Below are 23,711 nucleotides of genomic sequence, written 5' to 3' on the forward strand. Positions count from 1 at the left end.
AATGGAAAGAATCGTTGCCATCCACTTATTAAATGACTTCAGCGGGAGCCCAAAAGTTCTGATGCAACTTTTAAAAGCATGGACCAAGAACGATATCGAAGTTCATCTCTTTACTTCAGGGGGAAGAAAAGGATTTCTTTCTGATGTTCCCTTGGTACAAAATCATCCGTTTTGGTACCATTTCTCGGAGAATTCTGTTGTTAGAATTTTTAATTTTTTTCTAAGTCAGTTTTTGTTGACCTTGAAACTTTTATTTTTTCTGAAAAGAGGAGATTTGGTATATATCAATACCGTTTTGCCTTTTGGAGCGGCTGTTGCCGGGAAAATAAGAGGATGTAAAATTATTTATCATATTCATGAAACATCTGTAAAACCGGCAATTTTTAAAAGTCTTCTTTTTGGAATAGCAAAATGTACGGCTCACAAAGTGGTTTTCGTATCCGAATTTTTGATGAAGCAAGAATCTTTAATAAAAAATCAGGTACTGCTTTATAATGTTTTGGAACAGGCTTTTGTAGACAAAGCTGAAGGTTTCCAATTTCAGGAAAATAAAACACGTGTGGTTTTAATGATTTGTTCTTTAAAGGACTATAAAGGTGTTCGTGAGTTTTACACATTGGCAGAAAAAAATTCTCAGTATATTTTTAAATTGGTTGTTAATGCTTCCGAGAAAGAAATTCAGGAATATTTTAAAGGAAAACAACTTTCTGAAAATCTTAAAATATACCCAACCCAAACCGACACTCATCCTTTTTATAGAGAAGCAGATCTTATTCTTAATCTTTCCCATACAGATCAATGGGTAGAAACTTTCGGACTTACCATTCTTGAAGGAATGCGCTATGCACTTCCTGCAATTGTTCCGCCTATTGGAGGCGTTACCGAACTTGTACAAAATAGAGAAAACGGATTTTTAATTGATTCTAAAAATATTGACGAAATCTCTGAAAAAATGAATTTTTTATTCAAAAACCCTTCTGTTTATCAAGCTTTCAGTATGGTGTCTTATCAAAAAAGCCTTCTTTTTACTGAAGAATATTTTGAAAAAGAAGCGGTTAGAGTTGTTTCCAGTTTATGATTTTAATTTCCAAATTTCGGAAATTATTTATCATTCAATGTATTTTAAATAATTGAATTTCAATACTTTAAATTGTTTTTATTTTCTTGGAATATAAATAGTGATGATGATATCAAATGCTTTACATATGAAAACAAAAGTAGCAATAATTGGGACTGTAGGTTTGCCTGCGAAATATGGCGGCTTTGAGACACTAGCAGCGCATTTGGTAGAAGAGCTTGCAGATACGTATGATTTTACGGTGTACTGCTCCTCAAAAAAATACAGTAAAGAAGAGAGGTTGGATCGTTGGAAAGGAGCCAAACTGAAGTATTTGCCATTGGATGCGAACGGAATTCAAAGCATTCCGTATGACTCGTTTTCTATTTTCCATGCATTGTTTACGAGTGATGTTTTGTTGGTTTTGGGAGTCGCAGGAGCTTGGCTTTTACCTTTCGTAAAGCTGTTTACCAAGAAAAAGATTATTAGGTAATTATACGCCAGTTTACACTAGCTTATTAAAAATAAAAGAGGACTAAAGTTAATTAGTCCTCTTGTTCTATATTTAGATGATCACATAAGAAATCATTTGCATTTTCTTCATAATTACTACAATTCTTATCTGCAATAAAATACATATTTAAACATTCTTGTTCTTCAACATCACCACAATGAGTTTTTACAAATTTTTCAATTTCTTCATCAGCTTCTTCATCAAACCATTTATCAAATAAGTATTCTCTACAATAACCTAATTGATCTATATCATCACAGACATAAACTAAACTAACGCATTTGTAAGTAAGTTGTTCTCTTAATATATTTATAACCGTGCGTTTTAATTTGAAATCTTTTTGTGGGTTAGTAGAGGTACATTTAAGATCAATCTCATAAATATCATTACATTCGGCACAAAATTGATGAATATGATGTTCCTTAGGTTTTAATATCAAATAATAAACATCATAATTATCGGTTATAATTTCAAATACATTATTTTCTCTTTCTTCCCAAGTGTACATATCCATCGCCAAAAACTGTATCAATTAGTTTTCCATTATTTTTATCTACACTAGGTGGTTTTGAACCATAATATACCACCCTTTTAGGATATTTCTTACCATTTATTTCTGTCCATTCAAGGACTTTTTTTCCTTTATGTTCCATATTTACAATTGAATACAAATATAGAACCATTATTTTGTATTACCAAAACCCTTGATTTTAAAATTAAGATTCTTTATCTTTCTTATTAGGTTTAAAGTTTAAAACCTTTTTCATATTCAAATCAAATTCCGTTAATTTAACTACATATTTACCGTCAATTAAAGGAATATTATCTATATAGATTATTTTACCGCCATCGAACATAAAGTATTCATAATTTTTCTCTATATCTTCCACATAAAAATAATCTACACCATCTTTTGTAATGTATCTCACATTTTTTTCTTTAAGTACTTCACCTAATGACATAATTCTTTATACTTAGTTCGGACATTTGAATTTGACAACAAATATCTGAATTTTTCTTGGTCTGTGACCTTTCTCAGGTTAAATCTATACACAAATTCATCAACATATTTTTGAAGATGCTTTTTTGAAACATGATTATACATTCCTGAAACACTTCTTTTTAGTATATTCCAACTTCCCTCAATGTTATTTGTGTGTATATTATTGTCCTGCAAACTTACATACTCTTTTTTGGAATGGTCTATTACATTATGAGTATAATATTTATCTAAGCCTTTATAAGCCCACCATTCATCACTAATTAATAGTGTTTTCTCAGGATTTACATATCTACAAATCAAAGGTTGAATACTTTTTCTTTTTGTATCGGTTACAACAAAAGCATTCATTTTACCATCTCTTTGTAGCATACCCATCACAGGAACTTTGTCTTTAAAACTTCGTCCTTGTGAGTGTGGAACCTTCTTATCTTTGTGACGGTTCTTGTTCTTACCTCCAATAAAGGTTTCGTCACATTCTACAATACCTTCAAGCTCATTATTATTCTCAATACCAAAACAGGCTCTAATTCTTTGTAACATGAACCATGCTGTTGCTTGTCTTACTCCAATGTCCTTTCCTAACTGTATAGAACTAATCCCTTTTTTGTGTGAAGTAACAAGCCAAATAGCCATAAACCATTTACGAAGACTAACTTTAGAATTCTCAAACATTGTTCCTGTCTTAACATTAAAATACTTACTTGTATTCTTACATCTATATTGATTATTCTTACACTTATATACTTTTGAAGTTTCATCAAAAGGGCTTATAGGAAGTTTGTTCCATTTCAACATTTCCAAATAATCAATGCAATCCTGTTCTGTTGAAAAGGTTTGAGTTAATTCAAATACTGATTTTATGTTGGTGTTAAACATAATTAGTCTTTTACATTTTTAATAATTGCATTAGCAGCATCATATAACCAATTAACATTACCTCTATAAAGAGATTCCATATTATTAGTGACAGTTTTATTAAAAGCATCTATGATTCTATTTTTACGATCATCAGATATGTCTAAAGACTTTATTTGATAAAGAATATCATCCACAACAGCTTGAGCATTCTTTTGATTGCTACTATATCGGTTCTGCAAAGTTGTTGCAGCATTACCTAAATTAGAGATATCTAATTGTTCAGGATCTTTATACTGATATGGTTGCCTTGATTGTTGAGGGCTTTTCAAACTATAATACTCCCACCGTCCAGAATAACTGTTATACTTTTCATAACCTATAAGGTTTGATGAAGCATCATAATAGTCATATCTGTTATAATATGAGTTAAACTTCTTAGTTAATGTTTGAGAGAAACAAAATACTCCCATTAACATACATACTGAAAGGATAATTTTTTTCATAAGTGAATTTGTTAATCCACTCAAACCCAAAGTAGAAATATTGATAGTAATAAAAGAAGGCGTGGGTTTGTAGTCTTAATTTATTACCTGAGGCTCTGGATTGCCAATGACATAAACAAGACAACCCACACCCATATAGGATGTAAGTGCCAGTTGTTTATTCTGCGTCATATGAGAAATTTTCCAGATTTCAGGTAACAGAATAAAAGCTAACGCTTCTTTTTTTGTTCGATAAATATTCCTACAAAAATACAAAAATTATACCTTTTATCTTATTTTTGCAGACAAAAATTAACTTATGGAAACCAAAGATTATTTCGAAATCAGTTACTGGTTTATTAGCTTAGCCATCTTAGCCATAACAGTTTACTGGATTGCTATTTCTCCAATAAAAGCCGTTGAAACAGGGCGTAAATTAGATAATGAACAAAATAAATACAAAGCAAAAAGCGATTTGTTTTTAATGCTATTTTCACTTCGAGGTAGTCCCACACATCATAGCTTTGTGAATGGGCTAAATCAAATTGACATCGTTTTTGAAGACTCTTCCGAAGTTTTAGCTGCATGGGGCAGGCTTTATGATTCGTTAAATAATCCATCTCAGAATAATGCTGTTCAAAATTGGGACTTATTGAGAACTGAACTTCTTTCTGAAATGGCTCAAAGCTTAGGATATCAAAAGTTGAAACAAACTGCGATTCAACGTAGGTATAGCCCTCAGGCTCATGCTCATGCAGACGATGATTATAATAGCTATCAAAAAGCTTCAAGAAATTTTTTTGAATCTGGTACGTCTTTAAATGAATACCTACTGACTTATTATCAAAATCTTCATGAAATAAAAGAGGATGAATCATAGTAATTTCTAATTTTATTAATAAAAAAAAGACCAACTATTAAATTAGTAGGTCTTTGTTGTTTTTGTTTCAATTTATTATTTGTATATTTATCTAAACTAAATAACAAATAATCATGGCTAAAAGATATAGAGATGCTGATTCAGGTGAATATGTTACTGAAGAGTATGCTAAGAAAAATCCTAAAACAACTGTCAAGGAAACTGATAAACCTGCACCTAAGAAATCTCCATCTAAAACTCCAAAAAAGAAGTAATCTCAATTCTTTTTTGTAAACATCCTTTCGGAATTCTATGTAATCCCGAATATTAATCTGCTGATAAGTTAAGTTAATTCAACTGATTTGCTAATACTATAAATGAATCTGTTTCTTTTATAACAAATCCTGCTTGCTTAACGATAAAACTTTCATCAGCTAATATTCCAGTCATTTCATCTTCTGTATGCCAGCTTTGTGGTACAGAATATGAATCTTCCCATTCTATGTATACGAGTGGATATTTTTTTGTTTCCATAATTTTAATAAAAAAGACCAACTACAAAAGTTGATCTTTATTTTTTATGTTTTATGTTTGTGTAAACTAACGTATAGTTACCGATTATTATTTCTATAGACGGTATTGAGTGGAAGAGAGATAAATGGTCTTTAGCCGCAAAGCTGTATTTATGGTGGGCAGAAAAACTGGCGGTAAGATTTTCTCACATAGATATTTCGGATAACGAATCGATTCAGGATTATACGTCTTTGCGTTACAAAACAATTAGTAGAGTAATAGAATACGGTGCAGATCATACTAAAGCAAACCTTTGTCCCACTGCCGAAAACCAGGTGCAGTATCCTTTTTTATCTGAAAAGTATGCGGTGAAAGTTTGCAGGATAGAGCCAGAGAATCATGTTCATACTATTTTAAAAGTTTTCAGTGAGTTTCCCGATAAAAAACTGGTTTTGGTGGGCAACTGGAGCAATAGCCAGTACGGAATAGATTTAAAAAAGCAATATTCAGAGTTTGACAATATTTTTCTTTTAGATCCTATCTACAACCAGGAAACTATTGATCTTATCCGCGGGAACGCCTCACTTTATATACATGGTCATTCTGCGGGCGGCACCAATCCTTCTTTGGTAGAGGCAATGTTTTTGGGGCTTCCAATTATTAGTAATGGGGTTTCTTACAACAGAACCACCACAGAAAATCAAGCTTTTTATTTCTCAGACGAAGCTGAACTGAAAACTATTCTTAAAAATCTTACAGATGATGAGCTTAGCAAATGCGCTGCAAAAATGAAAAAAATAGCAGAAAGAAGATATACTTGGAAAAAAGTCGCTAAAAAATACAATAATCTTATCTGCGAAGCTTATAGTAAAAAACCTAAAACTTTTGTCTATCCTGTTGTCTCTAAACTAGATAAAACTATACTAGAAAAGTATCATTTGGAACATTTGAAAAACACAAAACTCTTCAATGAACCCAACAAAACCGCTTAAAAAACTATTGCTATGAAAAATTTTGTTGAATTATCCATATTCGGAATCCTTGCTTTTGTTTTGGCAATGTGTATTATTCCTTTAATGAGATTGGCAGCTCAGAAATTTAAGCTCGTAGATGTCCCTAATGCCAGAAAAGTGCATCAAACAGCAATTCCATTAATTGGAGGTTTGGTTATTGGGATAATTGTTTTTTTATTGATGGGTATTTCCGGAGATAACAGTTGGAAGGAAATTCTACCCATTATCATAACCTCTTACATTATGCTTTTGGTAGGAACTTTAGATGATAAAACAGACCTAAAAGCCAGTTATAAACTTATTATCCAGCTTTGCGTAAGTATTATTATTGCAAGTTCAGGAATTAGAATTACCTCTTTATATGGTTTGTTTGGAATTTTTGAAATTAATATTTATCTGCAATACTTTCTTACTGTTTTAATCATTACTACTGCTGTAAATGCTTTTAATCTTATTGATGGTATCGATGGTTTGGCAGGGAGTGTAGCGGGAATTGGTTTTGTACTGTTTTTTGTAATCATGATGGTTCAGGAAAAACTGGGAATGGCAAGAATCGGAATTCTTTTTATTGGAAGCATTATTGCTTTTTTGAAATACAACATGTCGAAGACAAACAAGATTTTTCTAGGAAATTCGGGAGCATTATTTCTAGGGTATTTGTTAATCTGTTTAGGAATTTATATTACAAAATTCGACGGTCCTGCAACAAGCTTCCCTTATGGTATATTTTTTATTTTATTTGTTTTTACCATTCCCGTGATAGATTCTGCAAGAGTTTATACCGATAGAATCTTAAGAGGTAAATCTCCTTTCAAAGCAGATAAGACGCATATTCATCATCATCTTTTACAACTGGGTTTATCTCATAAAAAAATTACCTTAACCTTTGTTTTAATTAATATCATCACATTTATAGTACAATATTTATTCTTTAAAAATTACTCCATTTATACTTCTGTTATTTCTTTTATCGCGTTTATTTTCATATTTAAAGTGATTAAAATGATGAATCAATTTACAACGTGGAAGCAAAATATTAAAGAGATGGAAAAAGCAAAATAAATTCCATTTTACAAGTGAAATTCCAAAAAATGGAAAAATGGCAAGGTTTTGCAATTCATTAAAATATTGATAACCAATTATTTAAAATTAAAATTAAACTTTGGAATGCAAGTGGCATATAGTGATGAAGAAGATTTTAAATCAAATTAAAAAAAATAGGAATCTATATAGACACAAAACAGAATGATGATTTAAGTTCGTTCAAAAAAAAAGAAAAAAAAGCACAAAAAACACAAATGATGAGTCAGTTTATTTCGTAGAAAAGGATTCTAAAAACACACAAAGAATGATGAATTAAGTTCGTTCAAAAAAAAGAAAAAAAAGCACAAAAACACAAAAAAGTGAAATTGAATTATTTCGAAGAAAAGGATTCTAAAAACACACAAAGAATGATGAATTAAGTTCGTTCAAAAAAAAAAGAAAAAAAGCACAAAACACAAAAAAGTGAAATTGAATTATTTCGAAGAAAAGGATTCTAAAAACACACAAAAAATGATGAATTAAGTTCGTTCAAAAAAAAAAAGAAAAAAAAGCACAAAAACACAAATAAATGAAATTGAATTATTTCGAAGAAAAGGATTCTAAAAATACACAAAGAATGATGAATTAAGTTCGTTCAAAAAAAAGAAAAAAAGCACAAAAACACACAAAAGAGAAATTGAATTATTTCGAAGAAAAGGATTCTAAAAGCACACAAAGAATGATGAATTAAGTTCGTTCAAAAAAAAAGAAAAAAAGCACAAAAACACACAAAAGAGAAATTGAATTATTTCGAAGAAAAGGATTCTAAAAACACACAAAGAATGATGAATTAAATTACTACCTCCTGATAAATTAATCTAAAACAAATCGAAAAAAGATTTCAATACGTTTATCAGATTTTCAAATCCCGGTATTTAGGGTTTTTTAAGTTTTAATTATTTTTAGTTTAGATGGCGGCATATTCCTGTGTTGCCATTTTTGTGTGGAGTAGAAACAAAAAAGGCATCAACTTGTAGAAGTTAATACCTTTTGTAAGAGTAGACCCACAGGGATTCGAACCCCAGATGACTGAACCAAAATCAGTAGTGTTACCGCTACACCATGGGTCTGTTTTCTTGTCTGCGAAATTAGATAATTTATTTTAAAAATAAAAATATAGATTGAAGATTTTTCTTTATAATTCCTTTTAAACCTTGAAAAACAAAGCGTTATTTTTTATATTTTTCTTTATTTAAAGCTTGTTTGTTGTAAGGAATCTTTGGTGGAAGTTCTCTTTTCCATAAAATTTAGCGTATCTTTGCAAAAAAATTGGGCTTCAAAAGTTGAAGTAACCCATTGATAATCTTGTCCTAAGCTTTAGCTAAGGATTATTAAACATTTTTTATGTCGAATATTGTTGCAATCGTTGGGCGTCCCAACGTAGGAAAATCCACGTTATTTAATCGTTTATTAGAAAGAAGGGAGGCTATCGTAGACTCTACTGCAGGTGTAACCAGAGATCGTCATTACGGGAAATCTGACTGGAATGGTGTAGATTTTACTGTAATCGATACAGGAGGGTACGATGTAGGTACAGATGATATCTTCGAAGAAGAAATCAGAAAGCAGGTGCAATTGGCGGTAGACGAAGCTACTTCTATCATTTTTATGATGAATGTGGAAGAAGGCTTAACTGATACTGATTACGAAATCTACAGACTCCTAAGAAGATCTAATAAACCTATTTATATTGTAATTAATAAAGTAGATTCTGCGAAAGAAGAACTGGCTGCTACAGAATTTTATCAGTTAGGAATTGATAAATATTACACTCTTTCTTCAGCTACAGGTTCTGGAACAGGAGATTTACTGGATGATATTGTAAAAGATTTTCCAACTACAGATTACAAAGATCCTTTTGAAGGATTGCCAAAAATTACCATCGCAGGTCGTCCAAACGTAGGGAAATCTACCATGACGAATGCTTTGCTTGATGTGGAAAGAAATATTGTAACCGATATTGCAGGTACAACAAGAGATAGTATTCAGACGCTTTACAATAAATTCGGGCACGAGTTTGTATTGGTAGATACAGCCGGAATGCGTAGAAAATCTAAGGTAAACGAAGATTTGGAATTCTATTCAGTAATGCGTTCTATTCGTTCAATTGAATATTCTGATGTGGTAATCATCATGGTTGATGCTACACAAGGTTGGGAATCTCAGGATATGAATATCTTTGGTTTAGCTCAGAAAAACAGAAAAGGAATTGTGATTTTGGTAAACAAGTGGGATTTAATTGAAGACAAGCAAACCAACACGATGCGTGATTTCGAAAAATCTATTAAAGATAAAATTGGGCAATTCAGCGATATTCCAATTCTATTTGTTTCGGCATTAACGAAGCAGAGAATTTTGAAAGCGGTTGATATGGCAATGCAGGTTTACGAAGACCGTAAGAAGAAAATTAAAACTTCAAAATTAAACGAAGTGATGCTTCCAATTTTTGAAGGAACACCACCACCTGCAAACAAAGGAAAGTACATTAAAATTAAATATTGTGTACAGCTTCCAACGCCTTCGCCGCAGTTTGTGTTCTTCTGCAACCTTCCACAGTACGTGAAGGAGCCGTATAAGAGATTTACTGAAAATCAATTGAGAAAAGAATTCGGATTTACCGGAGTTCCTATTGAAGTATATTTCAGACAAAAATAATTTTACAATCCCTTTTAGATTTTCTAAGAGGGATTTTTGTTTTTTATTTTATAATTTTGTTACACGTAATATTGATTGTTTAATCAATAGCAACGGGCTTTAGCCCGTTTTGATAAGAAATAAATCATTTGGCTTTAGCCAAACTTAGTATTGAAGTAATTTTAGGCTCAAATTTTTAATAACAATGACAGTAGTTCTTTCACAACAGTTTTCTCTAGTTAATTCTTGGATTAACGAATTAAGGAATGTCGAAATTCAGCAAGACCGAATGAGATTCCGTAGAAATATGGAAAGAATCGGTGAGATTGCTGCTTTTGAAATCAGTAAAGGTTTGGAACAAAAAGAAATCGAAATTCAGACGCCTTTAGATTCAATTAAAGTAAAAGAAATTGCCGTTCAACCTGTTATTACAACAATTTTAAGAGCAGGAGTTCCTTTGTTTGAAGGGATTTTGAATTATTTTGATAAAGCAGACTGTGGTTTCGTTGCAGCGTACAGAAAACACGACGCCAATGATTATTTTTCTATTAAACAAGACTATTTAACATGTCCGAATATCGACGGAAGACCTTTGATTGTTGCAGACCCAATGTTAGCAACAGGTGCTTCTTTAATTGAAGCGATTAAAGATCTTTTAACCAATGGAAATCCTTCGCAGCTTCATATTGTGGCGGCAATTGCTTCAAAACAAGGCGTTGAAACGATTGAAAAAGCATATCCAAACGCTAAAATTTGGGTTGGAGCAATCGATGAAAATTTAACTTCAAAAGGTTACATCACTCCAGGTTTAGGTGACGCAGGAGATTTGAGCTACGGTGAAAAATTGCAGAGATAAATTATTGCTCATTGCCCATTACTCATTACTCATTACTTATAAACTACTCATCCATCGCCATTACCAAAACACTCACTTTATTGTTTCCGGATTTTAAAATTTCCCAAGCAATAGACGAAAGCGTGTTTCCTGTGGTAAAAACATCATCAATCAATAAAATGTGCTGATTTGAAATATTGCGGGTAAGAGAAAACGGGTTTTCACTTTGTAGTCGATGTTCCCGATTCTTCAAAGCTTGCGCTTTTGAATAATGATTTCTTTGAATTAAATTATGGCTAAAAGGAATTTCATAATGTTGAGACAAAGTTTCTGTAAACAAATGAAGTTGGTTATAGCCTCTTTCTTTTAATTTTTTTGGATGCAAAGGAACGGAAACGAACAAATCTGGTTTGTTTTTGTGGAATTGCAGTCTTTCAATCGTCCATTCAGCAAGGGTTTTTCCTGTTTTTTCTCGACTTTTATATTTTAATTCATGAATAATTTTTCTGCTGAGACTTTCTTTCTCAAACTGTAGTAAAGCAAAAGAATGTTCTACCGGGAAAAGCAAATTACATTTTTCTTTAATGTAACTATTTTCGTAAAAATCGATGTGCGTAAAATGAATTTTTTCAACACAAATTGGGCAAACAATATCATCGCCATCAATAATTCGATTGCAGCCAAGGCAACGGTTCGGGAAAAGTAAATCTATCAACATTTGTGTGTTTTATAAAGCTAATTTAATGAATTACTTGCTGCGCAAATACTTTTTAAGTTGTTATCTTTGGATATGAGTTTGATTTTTGAAAGACAAATACAAGTCACAGAACAACATATTGATGCCAATAATCATGTAAACAATCTTCAATACGTGCATTGGGTGGAAGAAATTGCGGGAGCGCACTGGGATTTTGTAAAGCACAAAACAGAGTTTCCTGATGATATTTGGATGTTGGTAGACCATCACATTCACTACAAAAAGCAAGTGTATTTAGGAGATGTTATTACAGTTCGAACTTATCCTAAACCTCCGGAAGGAATTCGCCAACCTCGAAAAGTTGAGTTTTATTGCAACGATTTTTTGGTCGTCGATTCTTTAACACTTTGGGTTTTTGTGGATAAAGAAACGCAGCGCGTGAAAAGATTGGATGCGAATTGGCTGGATGTTTTGGAGGATTAGGTTGATATGATTATTTTCGTGTTTTAAAAAACTACATGGAAACATTTAACGAAGGAAATCATTTTGAAGAGTTTGAGAAGTATGATGTAATTACAGATCAAGATATTTTTACTAAAATTTGGACTCAGCCTAAAAGAATTTTTAAATACATTAATGATAAACATTACGAAAAATATCTTTACATTCTTCTTTTTTTAGAGGGTGTTGCAAAGTCGCTTGACAGAGCAATATCAAAAAACATGGGCGAGAATAATTCTTTATTCTTTATTCTCTTAATCAGTATTATTTTTGGTGGTTTTTTAGGGTGGATTTCCTATTATATTTTTGCAGCACTGTTAAGCTGGACGGGTAAATGGTTGGATGGAAAAGGTGGTACTTTTTCGATTTTTAGAATGATGGCTTATGCAATGATGCCTTCAGTCTTATCCCTTGCTTTTCTAATACCTCAAATTATAGTACATGGGAAAAATGCTTTTACCAGTGCAGAATATGATTCTGGAAATTTTTTTGTGGATATTTTCAGTTCAGTTTTTTCGTTAATTGGAGTTGTTTTGTCTTTGTTTTCACTCGTTTTACTTGTTATTGGTCTTTCACAAGTTCAAAAATTTTCTATCGGGAAAGCTATTGTTAATCTTTTGTTGCCTATTGCGGTAATTTTAGTTCCGATTCTTCTTATTTTCTTTTTCGCAGGTGGTTTTAGTTGATTTGTCTTTGCTTCTAGTGGTAGAAACTTGTACAGCTAAATTCCCTATCTTTGCAAAATGATACGTATTACAAAAATTTTCACCTTCGAGACAGCGCATGTGCTGTACAATTACGACGGAAAATGTAAAAATATGCACGGCCATTCCTATAAACTGTTTGTAACGGTAAAAGGAAAGCCAATTAATGATTTGGAGAACCCGAAAAACGGAATGGTGGTAGATTTTGGTGATATTAAAAGTATCGTTAAATCTGAAATTGTAGATGTTTGGGACCATGCGGTTTTAATTAACGGTCTTTCGCCTCATAAAGAATTGGGAGAAGGGTTGGAAAATCAAGGGCATAAAGTTATTTACTGTACATTTCAGCCTACTTGCGAAAATATGTTATACGCTATTGCAGCGAAAATAAAATCTAAACTTCCGGAAGGAATTTCTTTAGCGTATTTAAAACTTCACGAAACAGAAAACTCTTACGGAGAGTGGTTTGCAGAAGATAATCAATAATTTTTTACTGAAAATATATTCTGAAAAGTGCTTAAAACAACCATTAATTTAGAACCGGGTAAAAAAGTTTATTTTGCTTCAGACCAGCATTTTGGTGCACCGAATCCCAAAGAAAGTAAGATTCGGGAGCAGAAATTTATTCATTGGTTGAACGAAATTAAAAACGATGCGCAAGTTTTGTTTTTAATGGGAGATTTGTTTGATTTTTGGCACGAATGGAATCACGTAATTCCTAAAGGTTATGTACGTGTTTTAGGGAAAATTGCAGAGTTAAAAGACCACGGCATTCATATTTATTTCTTTGTAGGAAACCACGATCTTTGGATGAAAGATTACCTTGAAGAAGAAATTGGTTGCACAGTTTTCTACAAAAAACAGTATTTTGAAATCGCAGGAAAGCAATTTTTGCTTGCGCACGGAGATGGTTTAGGACCGGGTGATAAAGGATATAAAAGAATGAAAAAAGTCTTTACCAATCCTATTGCACAATGGTTTTTTAAATGGCTTCATCCCGATATTGCGATGAAGATTGCATTGTATCTTTCTCAGAAAAATAAAATGATTTCTGGCGAAGAAGACAAAGAGTTTTTAGGAGAAGATAAAGAGTTTCTTATTATTTACTCTAAAGAAAAGCTTAAAACTCAGAACATTGATTATTTTATCTACGGTCATCGTCATTTGCCAATGGTTTTAAACTTGGGCGAAACAGCGAAGTATATAAATCTTGGCGATTGGATTTCTTATTTTACCTTCGGGGAATTTGATGAAGAAGGTTTCCGTTTGAATACTTTCGGCGGGAAATAAAAAAAATTACCCCAAAAGAGGTAATTCTTCATAGAAAATCAAAAAGATTTTCTAAAATCCATATTCCGGTGACATTAATGCAATTAATTGACCAAAATAACTTTTTGGTGAATAATTTTTAGTTAAATTTAGTTTTTTAATCATAAGTGATTTTTAATGAATCAAAAACATAATAATTTTTCTTTGAAAAATATTTTTGACATAAAGACAGAGTCTGATTTTCTGACAGTTTGTCTCGAAAATTTTCGTTTTCAGTACCAAAATATTGAGGTGTACAGAAAATTTGTGGATTATCTTAATGTAAAACCTGAAGAAGTGAAAACTCTTGAGGAAATTCCTTTTTTGCCGATTGAGATGTTCAAAAATCATAAGATTTTAGATAAAAATGCAAGTTCAGATTTATTTTTTCAAAGCTCTGGAACCACTCAGATGAATTTGTCTAAACATCATATTGCCGATGAAACTTTGTATCAGGAAAGTATTTACAAGAGTTTCGAGCAATTTATTGGCAAACCAGAAGATTTTATTTTCTTGGGATTGCTCCCTAGTTATTTGGAGAAACAAAATTCGTCCTTAATATATATGGTAGATTATTTAATGAAAAAATCTGCCAAGCCAGAAAATGGTTATTTTTTGTATAATCATGAAGATTTATTTAAACTTTTAAACGAGTTGAAAGGTAAAAAAGTAATTCTTTTTGGGGTTTCTTTTGCGCTTTTAGATTTTTTGGATTATTGTCAATCACACGCTCAAATACTTGATTATTCCGACTTTCTTACCATAATTGAAACTGGCGGAATGAAAGGCCGAAAAGAAGAAATGACAAAAGATGAGCTTCTTTTGATTCTGAAAAATGGTTTTAAAACCGAGAAAATTTACTCAGAATATTCTATGACAGAGTTGCTTTCGCAAGCATATTCTTTAGGTGAAAATATTTATGAATGCCCAAATTGGATGCGTGTTTTGGTAAGAAATGCTGAAGATCCTTTTGGGTATGAAAAGGAAGGGAGAACAGGCGCAATTAATATTATTGATTTAGCGAATATTCACTCTTGTTCTTTTATTGCTACGCAAGATTTAGGAAAAACTCTTCCAGGAGGGAAGTTTCAGGTTTTGGGACGTATCGATCATTCGGATATTCGTGGGTGTAGTCTTCTCGTTTCCTGATTGAATTTTAAAAACTAAAGAAAAGTGTTGAAAATAGAAGAATTAGTTCACGCTTACATTCATTCTCAATGTGATTTTGAGAGAGAAATGGTGTTAACGAATCATTTTCAGGGAGATTGGGAAGCGGATATTTTAATTATCAATTCCGAAGGTTTTAGCCATGAAATTGAAATTAAATTATCGAAAAGCGATTTCAAAAATGATTTTAAAAAGTTCTACACCCATCATACCACTGGAGAAAAATTTTTAAAACATGAAAAAATTTCTTCAGGCGATTACGTTTGCAATGCTTTTAGTTTTTTGTTGCCGATGGGGATGGTAGATCATGATTTGATTCCGGAACATTGCGGTATTGTGGAGTTTTATCATAATGTAGATTCTTGGGAAACTGAATTTTATTTCATCCGAAAACCCAAAAATTTGCATTAAGATTCTTATTGGAATCTGAATGATAAAGAGCTTTTTATGCGGAAATTAGCACATAATTTGCTTCAGAAAAAGATGGAAGTAAAGGGAAAGCATGAAGAATTAATTTTTAAAAATCCTTTCGATATTCGAAAGCTGAAATAAAAAAATCCTGTCAGAGCGACAGGATTTCTTGTTATTATGAAGTTTTTTATTTAGTTAGTTTCTGGTTTTTCAATCAAGAAATTGAATGTAAATGCAGCAACAACTCCTCCTAAAATGGGTGCAACAATAAATAACCAAAGTTGTGAAAGGGCTTCTCCTTGTGCGAAGATTGCAGGTCCTATACTTCTTGCTGGGTTTACAGAAACTCCGGTAATTTTAATACCAACAATATGAATTAATACCAAAGAAAAACCAATCGCTAAACCAGCAAAGCCTCCGTTGATGTTTTTTGATGAGGTTGAACCTAAAATAACCATTAAGAAGATAAACGTGAAAACAAATTCTGCTACAAATGCTGCTGTAGTATTGTATTGATCGAGGTAGCCAGTTCCCCATCCGTTTGATCCTAAAGCCCATGGTGCCATTACAGCTCCTGGATGATTGGTGAAAATGACGTACAAAATTCCTGCACCGATAATGGCACCAGCAATTTGGGCAACTATGTAGAGTATTGCTTCACTCATTTTCATTCTTCCGGCTGCGACCATTGCAATAGAAATTGCAGGATTGATATGGCATCCTGAAATATGCCCAATTGCATAAGCCATTGCAACTACACTTAGCCCAAAAGCAAAGGAGATTCCTAAAAGTCCAACTCCCGTTGTGCCGTCTGCACCGGCAATTACTGCGCTTCCGCAGCCCATGAGAACAAGTACCATTGTACCGATCATTTCGGCAACAAATTTTGAAGTGTTTGAATTCATCTTGTATTTATTTTTTGTTAATGTAACGAATGTACGAATTTTAATATTTGTTAACAATTTTTATTTTTTGTAAATTTATTTTGTATTTATAGTGGTTAATTTTGTTTTTCTGGGGTCTTTTTAAGATAATTTAACATCAATAATTAATTATATTTAGGTATTGCAAAACTTTTTTGGTCTATATTGTGTTTGTATTTTTTTTGAAACTTTGTGCTGTTTAGTTGTTTTTAGTTAAAAAAATACAAAAAAAGCATCTTGAAAAGTTGGGTTATTTGAGATAAAAATCATATATTTTTACAGTAAAACTTAGAGTAAACTATTAAAATGGAGAGAATATTTTTTGTAGTTTTTTTATGTTTCTTGTCGCAATGTTTTGGTCAGGAAAAGGAAGAAGATTTGCCTTGTTACGATCTTGATGAGATTTTAAAAGTAGAGCCAACAGCTTTATACAAGCCGCATATAGATGCGTCTAAAAGTTTTAATATAAAGATTTTAAAAACCACCTCTACTGTACAGAAATACGTTGATAATGGTAAATTTCATAAGGTAAAGAAAACCGGGAAAGGTTATCGCGTACAAAAATTAGATTACAGTAGGGCTTGGCTGGTTTCAAAAGCGTATCTGAGTTTAGAGAGAATTGCATCTCGTTTCAGCAAAAATACAGGAGGTTCTTACTTTACCGTTACATCTATTACTCGTACGCTTCACGACCAATGCAGATTAAGAAAAGTAAATTCTAATGCAAGTTTGGGAATAAGCTCTCATAATTATGGTAATTCTTTCGATATTTCTTACGTGCGGTTTAATGGCGTTCATAGGCCCGACGAAAAACTGGAAGCAGAATTAGAAAAAGTTCTAAAATATTATTATAACCAAGGCCGGATTTTTTATATCAAAGAAAAGCAGCAAAGCTGTTTTCACGTTACCGTTAAAAACTATTAAAATTAAAATATCCTATTCTTGGGGTTTGTGTAGCAAGTTTAGATTCGGTATTTTTACTGAATAAAACTTAAACTAAACTAAAATTATGGGAACCCTAAACACACAGCAGTATCTGGATGCTATTTCGCGTTGGAATGATTGCCGAAGTAATTTAACAGCAATTGAGCTTGCTTTTGCCGGAAATAGTATTTTTAACATCGATAATTCTCAGGTTAGGTACGTTAGAGAACATAACCGAAATAAAGAATTCTGCGCAGAAATAGGGATTATAGACCCAAATCAACTTATTATTATTCTTACTCCTCTCGATGAAACTGGTAATGCAGTTATGATGGAGGAATATCAATATTCTTACTTTAAAGCATTAGAATCAGATATTTGTCTTACGGAAAAGCAAACATATAGTGTGGTGAAAAAGTCTGTGCTTTCTTCAGATATGAAAAAAGTAGACAATGACGACGATGTTTTTTTACCGGTAATGAACAAACCTATTATTGGACAAGATAAAGCAGTAGAAGCAATACAATTGTGGCAAGAGAATGCTTTTGATTGGTTTTATGCAGAGCAAAATATTAATGGAGGGAAAGATATTTTTAAAAAATTCTATGTACCCGCAGATAAGTTTGCAGATGCAGATTCCGGAGTAAGATTTGTAACAGTTTTTGGGTTGAAATATTCGGCGGTTTATAATAAACAGCTTCCTGCACTTATTTTCATTGCTTTTTATGATGCTCTTTTAGGGCAAAGTATGGAAGTAGAATCTAATACTTATGATTACGCAAAACCTTGTCCGCCACTTTGTAATGTTCAGGATTTAGGCTAGAGAAATTTTACTATGCTGATGGAGACTTTCTATTGGACTTTTTTATACATAAATTATATTCTACTGTCGCTAAATGTGATAGTAGGTTTGATGAATTTTAAAAGGCTTACCAACAAAGAAAGAATGTACTTGTATTATATAAGTTTTCTTTTTTTAATTGAGTTTGTTTCATTTGTTGTACCGAAAGTGATGGTCATCAAAGATATGTCTAGTTTATATCTGGTATATATCTCTGGTGAGTTTTTACTTTTATCTACTCTGTTTTTTAAGAAGCTTCATCTTTCTAAAATTTTCTCCGCAATTGCGGTTCTACTTGTTGCAGTTTTTTTAGGGATAAGCTATTTCCCAAATATAGGTTTCAACCCAGATTTGGCAAAAGTGATTTCCAATATTATCATTATTTGTTTGGCAGCAACCTATTTGCTCCGACAGATAAAAACAGGGAAAGAAATAGATCGTTTTGTTTTGGTAGATGCGGGTATTTTCTTTTATTATTCTGTTTCTGTGCTTATTTTTGTGGTACAGTCTCAATTGCCTAATTTATCTGAAGAAAGTCTGTATTTAATCTTAGGAATAAATACTGTGTTGGCTGCTTTGTTGTATAGTACACTTTTATACCGATTTTTGAAATTAAAGAAGTAACCCTAAATATCAGACTGCTTGTTTTGATAATTGCGATGCTCGCAGTTGTCGTATTCTTTATTCTTTTAGCTTACAAAACTTTTGTAGACCGCATTATTAAAGAAAAAGATGCTCAAAATTTAGCGGAAATTCAGCATCAGAAAGATTTAGCGCTAGAAAACGTAAAAGCTCAGGAAGAAGAACGTAAAAGAATTGCGGTAGCTGTGCATGATGATTTGGGAAATCGTTTAAATATTCTCTCTCTATGGCTTCAAAACATAGAAATTGAAGATGAAAACGCTTCCAAAGTAATTTCTGGGCAAATTAAAGAATTGGTAGATTCTACCAGAAAAATCTCTCATAGTTTGTATCCGGTAAATTTAGAAAAGTTAGGTTTTATTCTTTATGTAGAAGAATTAATTGTAAATCTATCTAAAAGTATCAACATAACTCTTTTCCAGACGAAGGCGTATCAAAAGAAAAATATTTTTGTTGAGGTACAGATTTACCGCATTATACAGGAGTTTACGACCAATGTAATAAAACATTCGCAAGCTTCAGATGTTACCATTATAATCAGAGATTCCGGAAAAGTGCTTTTTGCTGTCATTTCAGATAACGGGAAAGGATTTGATTATGAAAAGGTGAAAAAAGGCATGGGAATTAAGAATATCGAATCAAGACTCCAATCTATGAATGCGGATTTTAAATGGAAAAGCATTTTAGGAAAGGGAAGTAGATTAATTATGAAAATACCATTGAAAAATGAATGATTTAATAAAAATAGCTTTGGTAGATGATGAGATGCTTATTTTGGAAGGGGTAAAAATGCTTCTTTCCAGCGATAAGCAAATTACTGTAAATCTAATGGCGAACAGTGGAGAAGATTTTCTGGTAAAACTTCAGGAACTTTCCGCTGAAGACTTTCCGGATGTTATTTTGTCTGATATCCAAATGGAACCGATGGATGGATTTGCTTTGGTTGAAAAAGTAAAAGAATTATATCCGGATCTCAAAATCATTATACTTTCTTCCCATTACAAAACCTCTGTGTTTGGTCATATGATTAAATTGGGTGTTTCGGCTTTTTTGCCTAAAAACTCAGATAAGAAAACCTTTATTCATGCTATAAAAAGCGTTTACGAAAAAGGGGTGTATTTGTCAGAAGAAGATTTGAAAATGTTGGCAACCTTCAAAGAAAACGTGACAAAGCAAAAGTCTCTTTTTGATATTGAAGACGAATTATCAGAACGCGAAAAAGACGTGGTGCGATTAATCTGTCAGGAATTTACCAATAAAGAAATCGCCGAAAAACTATTTATCAGCCAGCGTACTGTAGAAAGTCATAGGCAGAGAATTATCGATAAACTCGGCGTTAAAAACACTGTAGGGATTGTGATTTACGCAGTGATAAATGATATTTTTAACGTAGACATAAAATATTAATTCCGTAGAAATGCGGAATTTTTTATTTGGTTATTTATACTCTAGGAACAGATTTTTTTCTGATGCAACTTTGTAATGTTCTTTTAATTAAAGCTTTAAATAAAAACAAGGTGTAACCGAAAAACCTAAAAAGAGTAGGAAGCCAATAACCAAAATCATAGAAATTATGTCTTATTCATTAGTGAAAATTGTAAACTCAACACCTTACATTGCAGAAGGAAAAGCAATTTATGTAAGCGTATTTTGTTCGGATGATAGTTATTCTGTAACTCCCAATACAACTTGGGAAGCCAAAAGTAGAGGCATTTGTTTGCTAAAAGAAATTACTGCAGATGTAAAAACGCCTCAAGGAATTGTAAAAGCCACACCTTTTCATGATTCAATAGGAACTACAGACAGTAGATTTGCCATTATTCAGACAGGGCCTACTTCTTTTGAAGTAACCAAAATTGTAAATCTTGCGGAAAGCACACTTCCCGAAGATTATGTAGAACCCATAGTTCAGCAGAATTGAAAAAAAGTTTTTTTAGTTAATAGTTTTGTTATCGAGTCGTCTTTTTTGGCGACTCTTTTTTATTTCTGCTAAATCCTGTATTTTTTCCGTACTTTTGCACGCGAAAAATCAATATCAATTTTAAATAAAAATCAATGCTTTCGGTTCAAGGTTTAGGATTACATCATTCAGGAACGTATTTGTTTCAAAACGTCAATTTTACCATCAAAAAAGATGATAAAGTTGGTTTAGTTGGTAAAAACGGAGCAGGTAAATCTACTTTGTTGAAAATGCTTTCTGGAGAAATTTCTTTCTATGAAGGAAATGTAGTTCCCGAAGGAAGCATCACCATTGGATTCTTAAAACAGGACCTTGATTTTGTGAAAGGAAGAACAGTTTGGGACGAAACCATGCAAGCTTTCGAGCAAATTAATGCTTGGAAAAATGAATTGGAAGACGTAAACCATCAAATGACCGTAAGAACAGACTACGAAAGTGATTCTTACACAGATTTGATTAATAGAATGACTGAGCTGAACGACCTTTTAATGAACCATGACGCCTACAATTTGGAAGGCGATATGGAAAAAGTACTTTTCGGACTTGGTTTTAAAGCGGATGATTTCAAAAAAATTACCGACGAATTTTCTGGAGGTTGGAGAATGAGAATCGAATTGGCAAAATTACTTCTTCAAAAGAACGACATCATGCTTCTCGATGAGCCAACCAACCACTTGGATATGGAATCGATTATCTGGCTAGAAAATTTCTTGAAAGATTATCCTGGAGCGATCGTTCTAGTAAGTCACGACAAACAGTTTATGACTGCCGTTTGCAACCGTACTTTCGATATTAACAATAAAAAAGTTGATGATTATAAAGCCAATTATTCTAAATATTTGGTAATGCGTGAAGATCGCCGCGAAAAACTGATTCAAGCAAAAAAGAATCAGGATGCGGAGATTAAGCAAATGGAAGATAACATCAATAAATTCCGTGCGAGTGCTACAAAAGCTTCTTTTGCGCAGTCTTTGATTAAAAAATTAGACAAAATCGAGCGTATTGAAGTAGATAACGAAGATGTTTCTAAATTCAATATTCGTTTTGTGCAGTCTGTTGTTCCTGGAAAAGTAATTTTCGAAGCTGAAAATCTTGGAAAAGCGTATGGCGAAAAACAGATTTTTGATGATGTAGATTTTATCGTTCAAAGAGGAGATAGAATTGCGCTTTTAGGGCAAAACGGACAAGGGAAAACGACTTTAGCGAAGATTTTAGCAGGTGATATTAAAGATTATTCTGGAAGCTGGAACTTAGGTCACAACGTAAATATTGGTTATTTTGCACAAAACCAGGAAGAAGTTTTAACGCCGAATAAAACCGTTCAGGAAGAAGCAGAAGATGCGGCAACCGAAGAAACCAGACCGAGAGTAAGAGATTTATTAGGTTCTTTCCTTTTCCAAGGTGAAGCGGTGAACAAGAAAACGAAAGTGCTTTCCGGAGGTGAAAGAAACCGTTTGGCGCTTTGTAAATTGCTTCTACGTCCGTTCAATACGTTGATTATGGACGAACCTACGAACCACTTGGATATTCAATCTAAAGAAATTATCAAATTGGCGTTGCAGAAGTTTGAAGGTACGCTTATCGTAATTTCTCACGACAGAGAATTTTTACAAGGGCTTTGCGACAAAATCTACGAATTCCGTGATGGTAGAATGAAAGAATTCTTAGGCGACATCAACGAATATCTTGAGTTCAGACAAAAAGAATCGATTAGAGAAATCTCTGCGGAAAAAGCAAAACTACACAACGAAGCTCCAAAAGTTGAGGTTAAAAAAGAGGAAGAAAAACCTTCAACCAATAACCAACAATCCTCAACAATTGTAAGTAAAGAACAAAAAAATATCCAAAACAAACTGAAAAAAGTAGAAGAGAAAATCTCTGAACTTGAGCTGAAAATTGAAGAATTCGAAGCTTCTTTTGCAAAAAGCAATCCTTCAGACGAAACTTTGGAACAATACAACAAAACCAAAGAAGACCTAGACCTTGCTTTGCAAGAATGGGAACATTTGGGAACTCAATTGAACTAAATTTTTGAGATATATTTAATAAAAAAGATGAACAAGCGTTCATCTTTTTTTTGCTCCATCGGAGCAAACTGTTAATAGCTAATGATGCGTTTGAAAAGCAGAGCTCCGTAGGAGCGACCTGTTAATTTCAACAAAATAATCAATTATGGTGTTTGTTTTTTAAATGAATTTTGATGTTAACTTTAAATTACTATCGAATTTTAACCTTTATTTAAACAGGTTTCATTAATTTTTTTATAATTTTGCCGAATGGTTTTTAAGAAAAGTAGAACAATGAAAAGTTTTATCTCCAGACTTCTGTTTGGGATTTACTTTTTTGCGTTGTTTTCTCAAACTTTCCACGAACACGATTTTTCTGATACTTTGAAGACTTTTCAAATCAAAAAATCAGATAATTCTTTTACAAAAACTGATGCTAAAGAAGATAAAGGCGACTGTCTTGCGTGTCATTTTGTAGCAACAGGACATACACTTGTACCTGAAGAATTTAGTTTTACGTTAATTAAACATACGCACGAAGCAGAGCAGACTTTTGCTATACAGGAGAAAATCTGGTCTCAAACTAAATTTACCTTTCAACTTCGCGGCCCGCCCGCAATTTCATAATCATTAGATTCTTTTACGGATTTTTTTAATTTAATTTTTTAGAATTTACATTGTTTAATGGGCGAAAACCGTCATTAAATACACGTTTCTTTCCAAAGTTTTAAATCTGATTGTATTTAACTTATACCTAAAATTACATCAGTAAAAAT

30 protein-coding genes and 1 tRNA gene are annotated in these 23,711 nt (G+C 32.4%); 22 read left to right on the forward strand and 9 right to left on the reverse strand.

The window, feature by feature from the left end:
* The first annotated feature begins 1 nt into the window (after window position 1).
* Window positions 2-1,078 carry a glycosyltransferase family 4 protein gene (locus tag AC2A1D_RS08435; protein ID WP_484043190.1) on the forward strand — a complete coding sequence of 359 codons (1,077 nt, stop codon included), beginning with the start codon at window positions 2-4 and terminating at the stop codon, window positions 1,076-1,078.
* 127 nt (window positions 1,079-1,205) lie between these two features.
* Window positions 1,206-1,550: a DUF1972 domain-containing protein gene (locus tag AC2A1D_RS08440; RefSeq protein ID WP_484043191.1), complete on the forward strand. Its 345-nt coding sequence runs from the start codon at window positions 1,206-1,208 to the stop codon at window positions 1,548-1,550.
* Window positions 1,551-1,602: 52 nt separating this feature from the next.
* On the opposite strand, the gene AC2A1D_RS08445 is transcribed toward AC2A1D_RS08440, so the two are convergent.
* From AC2A1D_RS08445 to AC2A1D_RS08465, 5 genes are all read right to left on the reverse strand, one after another.
* Window positions 1,603-2,085, reverse strand: a complete 483-nt coding sequence (locus AC2A1D_RS08445; protein ID WP_484043192.1) for a DUF6169 family protein — start codon at window positions 2,083-2,085, stop codon at window positions 1,603-1,605.
* Complete coding sequence (locus AC2A1D_RS08450) at window positions 2,051-2,224, reverse strand: hypothetical protein (protein WP_484043193.1); 174 nt, start codon at window positions 2,222-2,224, stop codon at window positions 2,051-2,053. Before AC2A1D_RS08450 ends, AC2A1D_RS08445 begins: the two co-directional genes overlap by 35 nt.
* 63 nt (window positions 2,225-2,287) lie before the next feature.
* Window positions 2,288-2,533, reverse strand: coding sequence for a hypothetical protein (locus AC2A1D_RS08455; RefSeq protein ID WP_484043194.1), 246 nt, complete (start codon window positions 2,531-2,533; stop codon window positions 2,288-2,290).
* A complete protein-coding gene (locus tag AC2A1D_RS08460) occupies window positions 2,524-3,450 on the reverse strand; it encodes an IS1595 family transposase (protein ID WP_484043195.1) in 927 nt (308 codons plus the stop codon). The genes AC2A1D_RS08455 and AC2A1D_RS08460 overlap by 10 nt, the downstream gene beginning before the upstream one ends.
* Window positions 3,451-3,452: 2 nt before the next feature.
* Complete coding sequence (locus tag AC2A1D_RS08465) at window positions 3,453-3,935, reverse strand: hypothetical protein (RefSeq protein ID WP_484043196.1); 483 nt, start codon at window positions 3,933-3,935, stop codon at window positions 3,453-3,455.
* A gap of 298 nt (window positions 3,936-4,233) precedes the next feature.
* Between AC2A1D_RS08465 and AC2A1D_RS08470 the strand changes: the two genes are divergently transcribed.
* Together AC2A1D_RS08470 and AC2A1D_RS08475 are read left to right on the forward strand one after the other, a co-directional pair.
* Window positions 4,234-4,794 carry a DUF6680 family protein gene (locus tag AC2A1D_RS08470; RefSeq protein ID WP_484043197.1) on the forward strand — a complete coding sequence of 187 codons (561 nt, stop codon included), beginning with the start codon at window positions 4,234-4,236 and terminating at the stop codon, window positions 4,792-4,794.
* Between the two features lie 113 nt (window positions 4,795-4,907).
* The gene (locus tag AC2A1D_RS08475; RefSeq protein ID WP_430807379.1) at window positions 4,908-5,048 is read left to right on the forward strand and encodes a hypothetical protein; all 141 of its coding nucleotides are present in this window, start codon (window positions 4,908-4,910) and stop codon (window positions 5,046-5,048) included.
* A 73-nt stretch (window positions 5,049-5,121) separates the two neighbouring features.
* Here the strand turns inward: AC2A1D_RS08475 and AC2A1D_RS08480 are convergent, their stop codons facing one another.
* Window positions 5,122-5,307: a hypothetical protein gene (locus AC2A1D_RS08480; protein WP_484043198.1), complete on the reverse strand. Its 186-nt coding sequence runs from the start codon at window positions 5,305-5,307 to the stop codon at window positions 5,122-5,124.
* A 95-nt stretch (window positions 5,308-5,402) separates the two neighbouring features.
* Between AC2A1D_RS08480 and AC2A1D_RS08485 the strand changes: the two genes are divergently transcribed.
* Both AC2A1D_RS08485 and AC2A1D_RS08490 read left to right on the forward strand, forming a co-directional pair.
* The gene (locus AC2A1D_RS08485) at window positions 5,403-6,278 is read left to right on the forward strand and encodes a glycosyltransferase (RefSeq protein WP_484043330.1); all 876 of its coding nucleotides are present in this window, start codon (window positions 5,403-5,405) and stop codon (window positions 6,276-6,278) included.
* A gap of 12 nt (window positions 6,279-6,290) precedes the next feature.
* Window positions 6,291-7,361 carry a glycosyltransferase family 4 protein gene (locus tag AC2A1D_RS08490; RefSeq protein ID WP_484043199.1) on the forward strand — a complete coding sequence of 357 codons (1,071 nt, stop codon included), beginning with the start codon at window positions 6,291-6,293 and terminating at the stop codon, window positions 7,359-7,361.
* 1,020 nt (window positions 7,362-8,381) lie between these two features.
* Here AC2A1D_RS08490 and AC2A1D_RS08495 read toward each other — a convergent pair.
* Window positions 8,382-8,452 (reverse strand) — tRNA-Gln (locus AC2A1D_RS08495).
* Window positions 8,453-8,726: 274 nt separating this feature from the next.
* Between AC2A1D_RS08495 and der the strand changes: the two genes are divergently transcribed.
* The gene (gene der, locus AC2A1D_RS08500) at window positions 8,727-10,037 is read left to right on the forward strand and encodes a ribosome biogenesis GTPase Der (RefSeq protein WP_484043200.1); all 1,311 of its coding nucleotides are present in this window, start codon (window positions 8,727-8,729) and stop codon (window positions 10,035-10,037) included.
* Window positions 10,038-10,221: 184 nt separating this feature from the next.
* The gene (gene upp / locus AC2A1D_RS08505) at window positions 10,222-10,872 is read left to right on the forward strand and encodes a uracil phosphoribosyltransferase (protein WP_484043201.1); all 651 of its coding nucleotides are present in this window, start codon (window positions 10,222-10,224) and stop codon (window positions 10,870-10,872) included.
* Between the two features lie 43 nt (window positions 10,873-10,915).
* On the opposite strand, the gene AC2A1D_RS08510 is transcribed toward upp, so the two are convergent.
* On the reverse strand, window positions 10,916-11,569 hold the full coding sequence (locus AC2A1D_RS08510) for a ComF family protein (RefSeq protein WP_484043202.1): 654 nt from the start codon (window positions 11,567-11,569) through the stop codon (window positions 10,916-10,918).
* A 72-nt stretch (window positions 11,570-11,641) separates the two neighbouring features.
* On the opposite strand from AC2A1D_RS08510, the gene AC2A1D_RS08515 reads away from it, so the two are divergent.
* From AC2A1D_RS08515 to AC2A1D_RS08540, 6 genes are all read left to right on the forward strand, one after another.
* Entirely contained in the window at window positions 11,642-12,031 is a 390-nt protein-coding gene (locus tag AC2A1D_RS08515; RefSeq protein WP_484043203.1) for an acyl-CoA thioesterase, read from the forward strand.
* 35 nt (window positions 12,032-12,066) lie between these two features.
* Window positions 12,067-12,735 (forward strand): Yip1 family protein, encoded by a 669-nt coding sequence (locus AC2A1D_RS08520; protein ID WP_484043204.1) that lies wholly within the window; start codon window positions 12,067-12,069, stop codon window positions 12,733-12,735.
* A gap of 57 nt (window positions 12,736-12,792) precedes the next feature.
* Window positions 12,793-13,239 (forward strand): 6-pyruvoyl trahydropterin synthase family protein, encoded by a 447-nt coding sequence (locus AC2A1D_RS08525; protein WP_484043205.1) that lies wholly within the window; start codon window positions 12,793-12,795, stop codon window positions 13,237-13,239.
* A 27-nt stretch (window positions 13,240-13,266) separates the two neighbouring features.
* Complete coding sequence (locus AC2A1D_RS08530) at window positions 13,267-14,043, forward strand: UDP-2,3-diacylglucosamine diphosphatase (RefSeq protein ID WP_484043206.1); 777 nt, start codon at window positions 13,267-13,269, stop codon at window positions 14,041-14,043.
* A gap of 183 nt (window positions 14,044-14,226) precedes the next feature.
* Window positions 14,227-15,210: a LuxE/PaaK family acyltransferase gene (locus tag AC2A1D_RS08535; RefSeq protein ID WP_484043207.1), complete on the forward strand. Its 984-nt coding sequence runs from the start codon at window positions 14,227-14,229 to the stop codon at window positions 15,208-15,210.
* A 24-nt stretch (window positions 15,211-15,234) separates the two neighbouring features.
* Window positions 15,235-15,639 (forward strand): hypothetical protein, encoded by a 405-nt coding sequence (locus AC2A1D_RS08540; RefSeq protein WP_484043208.1) that lies wholly within the window; start codon window positions 15,235-15,237, stop codon window positions 15,637-15,639.
* 191 nt (window positions 15,640-15,830) lie between these two features.
* Here AC2A1D_RS08540 and aqpZ read toward each other — a convergent pair whose 3' ends face one another.
* Complete coding sequence (aqpZ, locus tag AC2A1D_RS08545) at window positions 15,831-16,544, reverse strand: aquaporin Z (RefSeq protein WP_484043209.1); 714 nt, start codon at window positions 16,542-16,544, stop codon at window positions 15,831-15,833.
* A 324-nt stretch (window positions 16,545-16,868) separates the two neighbouring features.
* On the opposite strand from aqpZ, the gene AC2A1D_RS08550 reads away from it, so the two are divergent.
* From AC2A1D_RS08550 to AC2A1D_RS08585, 8 genes are all read left to right on the forward strand, one after another.
* Window positions 16,869-17,486 (forward strand): DUF5715 family protein, encoded by a 618-nt coding sequence (locus AC2A1D_RS08550; protein ID WP_484043210.1) that lies wholly within the window; start codon window positions 16,869-16,871, stop codon window positions 17,484-17,486.
* Window positions 17,487-17,571: 85 nt separating this feature from the next.
* Window positions 17,572-18,309: a hypothetical protein gene (locus AC2A1D_RS08555; protein WP_484043211.1), complete on the forward strand. Its 738-nt coding sequence runs from the start codon at window positions 17,572-17,574 to the stop codon at window positions 18,307-18,309.
* Window positions 18,310-18,384: 75 nt separating this feature from the next.
* Window positions 18,385-18,951 carry a hypothetical protein gene (locus tag AC2A1D_RS08560; RefSeq protein ID WP_484043212.1) on the forward strand — a complete coding sequence of 189 codons (567 nt, stop codon included), beginning with the start codon at window positions 18,385-18,387 and terminating at the stop codon, window positions 18,949-18,951.
* A gap of 35 nt (window positions 18,952-18,986) precedes the next feature.
* Entirely contained in the window at window positions 18,987-19,703 is a 717-nt protein-coding gene (locus AC2A1D_RS08565) for a sensor histidine kinase (RefSeq protein WP_484043213.1), read from the forward strand.
* Window positions 19,696-20,376, forward strand: coding sequence for a response regulator transcription factor (locus AC2A1D_RS08570; RefSeq protein WP_484043214.1), 681 nt, complete (start codon window positions 19,696-19,698; stop codon window positions 20,374-20,376). Before AC2A1D_RS08565 ends, AC2A1D_RS08570 begins: the two co-directional genes overlap by 8 nt.
* Before the next feature lie 166 nt (window positions 20,377-20,542).
* Complete coding sequence (locus tag AC2A1D_RS08575; RefSeq protein ID WP_484043215.1) at window positions 20,543-20,890, forward strand: hypothetical protein; 348 nt, start codon at window positions 20,543-20,545, stop codon at window positions 20,888-20,890.
* A gap of 134 nt (window positions 20,891-21,024) precedes the next feature.
* Window positions 21,025-22,956 carry an ABC-F family ATP-binding cassette domain-containing protein gene (locus tag AC2A1D_RS08580; RefSeq protein WP_484043216.1) on the forward strand — a complete coding sequence of 644 codons (1,932 nt, stop codon included), beginning with the start codon at window positions 21,025-21,027 and terminating at the stop codon, window positions 22,954-22,956.
* 273 nt (window positions 22,957-23,229) lie between these two features.
* Complete coding sequence (locus AC2A1D_RS08585) at window positions 23,230-23,562, forward strand: hypothetical protein (protein WP_484043217.1); 333 nt, start codon at window positions 23,230-23,232, stop codon at window positions 23,560-23,562.
* The last annotated feature ends 149 nt before the right edge of the window (window positions 23,563-23,711 follow it).

Source organism: Chryseobacterium sp. HNCC26DJ239 (assembly GCF_057180445.1).